Here is a 3,714-nt window from a genome sequence, read left to right on the forward strand (position 1 = left end):
CCTGCGCGATACGGCGCAACGGGCGTGCGTCCTGGCCGGCACCCCGGAGCGCTTCGTGCATTTCCATCCGGCCTTTCCCGCCCAGTCGGTGCGCATCGACCCGCTGCACAGCTTCAATCGGCCCACCGAGCTCGCGAGCCGGGTGGCGGCCCTGATCCCATCGGAGACCGGCAACGATCCGTTCAAGAGCTTCGGGCAGATGGCCCTGAGCAACGTGGTGCAGGGGCTGATCGCGGTCGATGAGCGGCCCAGCCTGGTCAGTCTGCGCCATTACCTGGAAGGCGGCGCCGAGGCCCTGGTCGAGCGGGCGCTGCGGCGGCACTATGCCGCGTGTCGGCCCGACTGGGAAACGGAAGCGGCAACGCAGCTCACCCGTGCCCGCGACACCACCGCCCGGGTCAAGGCGCTGGTGCGCTACTACCGCGAGCGGGTCAGTAGCGAACACCCCTCGACCGTGCTGGAAGGCCTGCTCGGTCTCTATGAACACGAGCAGGTCCATTTCTCCAAGATGGTCGCGAGCCTGATGCCGATCCTGAACATGCTCACGTCCGGGGACCTTCAGGGCCTGCTGTCACCGGAGGCGGGCGAGGTCGATGATCCGCGGCGCCTGACCAACCTGGCCGCGGTCATCAAGGCCGGCGAGGTGCTCTATGTCGGACTGGATTCTCTATCAGACACCATGGTCGGGTCGGCCATCGGCTCCATCCTCATTGCCGACCTGGCCGCGGTCGCCGGTGATCGTTACAACCACCAGGGGCGCCCAAGTCCGGTGAACGTGTTCATCGACGAGTCGGCCGAGGTCGTCAACGATCCCTTCATCCAACTGCTGAACAAAGGCCGTGGCGCCGGCCTGCGCCTGGTGATCGCCGCCCAGACCTTCGCCGACTTCGCCGCCCGCACCGGCAGCGAGGCCAAGGCCCGGCAGGTGCTCGGCAACATTAACAACCTGGTGGCGTTGCGCGTGCTCGATGCCGAGACCCAGGACTACGTGGCCGAAAGCCTGCCCAAGACCCGCGTGGTCAGCATCATGCGCTCCCATGGCAGTACCACCGACTCCAGCAACCCGGTGCTCTACACCGGCAATACCGGCGAGCGCGTGGTCGAGGAGGAGGTCGAACTGTTCAGCCCGGCGTGGCTCGGGCAGCTCCCGAACTTCGAGTACATCGCCAAGCTCTCGGGCGGGCGGATCGTCAAGGGTCGGCTGCCGATCCTGGGTGCGCTGCGCGGTGCGGTCGAGGCGGCAGTCACCACGCCGGCCACTGAGCCGCGAGCCAACGCGCCGCTCTCCGGCCCTGTTGGGCCATCAGCCGGCGCGTCCGCCGCGGACAGCCATGCGCTTGAGGCGGAACCACAGGAAGTACAGACGACCACGCACACACTGGAAAATAACATGGGAAAAAGATATCTGAACGCGGCCCTGAAACGCTCCCAGCGCGACGCCCTGACCCAAGTCGAGATCGACTGGCCGGACAGCCGCGGGTTACTCGAACGCCTCGCGCTGGGGCTCTGGGAGCGTTACCCCACCGACGAGGCCCGCTACACCCGCCTGCAAGCCATCGCCGTGGCCGCGATCAACGCCCACAAGGTCGCCAAGAAGACCGGGGTGCCCGATCGCGAGCGCTTTGCGGCCTTCTTCGAGGCGATCATGGGGGCGCTGGCCGCGCCCGAGCATCCGGTCCTGGCGCAGGCCATGACCGTCAATCAACGGCGCATCCTCGGCCGTCGGTTACGCGCCGTCCTGCCGGTGCCTGGCCTGCAACCTGCGTCTGGGGTCCAGGATGCTTGACGACTCCCACGAGGGCAGCGACGGCAAAGGCATCTGGCTCTGGACCCTCGCCGCCGGCCTGCTGCTCTTCGTCATGGAGTTCATCCTGTTCGCCGCCCTGGTCCCGACCGACTGGGCGCGCCAGGTCAGCGCGCGGGAACTGGCGTCCCTGGTGGACACAGTGGGGCCGGCTCAGGCCGACCTCATCCTCGACCGCGCGGTGCGCTGGTATCGGGCCTGTTGCGTGCGCACCGGCCTGGAGGCGTGGAGTTACCACGTCCTGGTCCCCGATCACCGGATGGCCGGGGCGGGGCTGGAGAAATTGGCGGACAGCCCGGTCTGGCCCTGGCTCGCGGGTCGGGTGCATGTGGTCTGGTGGTCGCTCGGGCAGGCCTGTCAGCGCCTGGCGGTTCTGCTCTTCTGGTGGCCGTTCATCCTGATCCTCTGCGCTGCTGCCGCGTACGATGCGCTGTTACGGCGACGCATCCGGCAGCACAGCTTTTCCTACGCCAGTCCGCTGATCCATTTCTGGTCGGTGCGGGGGCTGCTTTGGATTCTGATTGGGACCTTGATGCTGTTGGTTGCGCCCATTCCGTTACCCGCCGTGGGCGTGCCGGTTGGGGTGGGCGTTGTCGCCGTGCTCTTCAGATTCGTGCTTGCCAATAGCCAGAAACGTTTGTAAATCAGAGGTATGTCCGGTTCTACGTTGACGTGACGGCTGTCGCCGCCCTGCTGACCTGACCAGAACTCGCCCGGGACCTTACCCGGCGGGCTCATCTCGCGCATCTCGGCGCGATCGGGGAGGCGTCAGATTCGCCGGTCGCCACCGAGCTCCGAGTGCTCCCGTCTGCGTTTGCCGACGGTACTGCATCAGGCCCACGGAACGGGTATCCTTGTAACATCGGACCCCGCGGGCCAAATCCCTATGGCGACGCACGACCCTTCCTACAAGCTGCTGTTCTCCCATCGCAAGATGGTTTCCGATCTGCTCGGCGGCTTCGTGCGCGAGGAGGGGCCGAGCGGCTGGATTTCAACACATTGGAGCGTGTACGTGAGGTCGGCATCAGCCAGAACCTTCGCCAGCGCGTCGACGATGTCATCTGGCGTCTGCGGATCATCGAGGACGGACGGGCGCGCTGGCTCTACGTCTACATCCTGTTGGAGTTTCAGTCCACCGTCGACCGCATCATGGCCGCTCGGCTCCTCACCTACATCGGCCTTCTTTACGAGGACCTGCACAGGTCGAAAGAGATCGGGCCGGATGATCCGCTCCCGCCGGTGCTCCTGATCGTGCTCTACAACGGCGCCGAGCCCTGGATTGCCAAGACCGACCTGGCGGACCTGATCGCCCCCAGTCTGCCGCCGCAACTGCGCCACTGGCAGCCCCAGATGCGCTATCTTCTCCTGGAAGAACGCCGCTACCCCGAGGCCGACCTCGCGCGTCTGCCCAACGTCGTCGCCGCCTTGTTCCGCTTGGAGAATGCTCAGGCACCGGAGAACATCCAGCGGGTCATCAGCTGCCTGGTCGAGTGGCTGGCCGGGGCGGAAAACGCGAGCCTGCGTCGTGCCTTCGTGGTCTGGCTCAAGCGCGTGCTGCTTCCGGCGCGCGTACCCGGCGTCGAGATACCCAATTTCAGCGAGCTACAGGAGCTTCACGACATGCTGGCCGAACGCGTCAAGACTTGGACCCAGGAGTGGAAGGAGCAGGGCTTGCGGGAAGGCAGGCAGGAGGGCGAGGCTAAGTTGCTGCGCCGGCAACTCACTCGCCGCTTTGGCCCCCTGCCGTCATGGGCTGAGGAGCGCCTAGGTGTAGCGACCCACAAACATCCGCGCCCAGACCCACAAACATCGCGATTTCCAGCCCAGATTAAGTGCAAATAACGGGGGTCCCGGACCCAGATTATTTGCAAATGAGCCCACATTAACTGCCAACAGCCCACCAACATCCG

General features: G+C 65.8%; 2 protein-coding genes and 1 pseudogene. All 3 read left to right on the forward strand.

What is annotated here, in order from left to right; genetic code table 11:
• Positions 1 to 1,213: pseudogene (traD, locus tag QZX93_RS17785) on the forward strand (conjugative transfer system coupling protein TraD); the annotation flags it as partial.
• A 565-nt stretch (positions 1,214 to 1,778) separates the two neighbouring features.
• On the forward strand, positions 1,779 to 2,447 hold the full coding sequence (locus QZX93_RS17790; RefSeq protein WP_295394795.1) for a DUF4400 domain-containing protein: 669 nt from the start codon (positions 1,779 to 1,781) through the stop codon (positions 2,445 to 2,447).
• 356 nt (positions 2,448 to 2,803) lie between these two features.
• Positions 2,804 to 3,646 carry an Rpn family recombination-promoting nuclease/putative transposase gene (locus QZX93_RS17795; protein WP_295385337.1) on the forward strand — a complete coding sequence of 281 codons (843 nt, stop codon included), beginning with the start codon at positions 2,804 to 2,806 and terminating at the stop codon, positions 3,644 to 3,646.
• The last annotated feature ends 68 nt before the right edge of the window (positions 3,647 to 3,714 follow it).

This window comes from uncultured Thiodictyon sp. (assembly GCF_903946935.1).
Lineage (GTDB): Bacteria > Pseudomonadota > Gammaproteobacteria > Chromatiales > Chromatiaceae > Thiodictyon.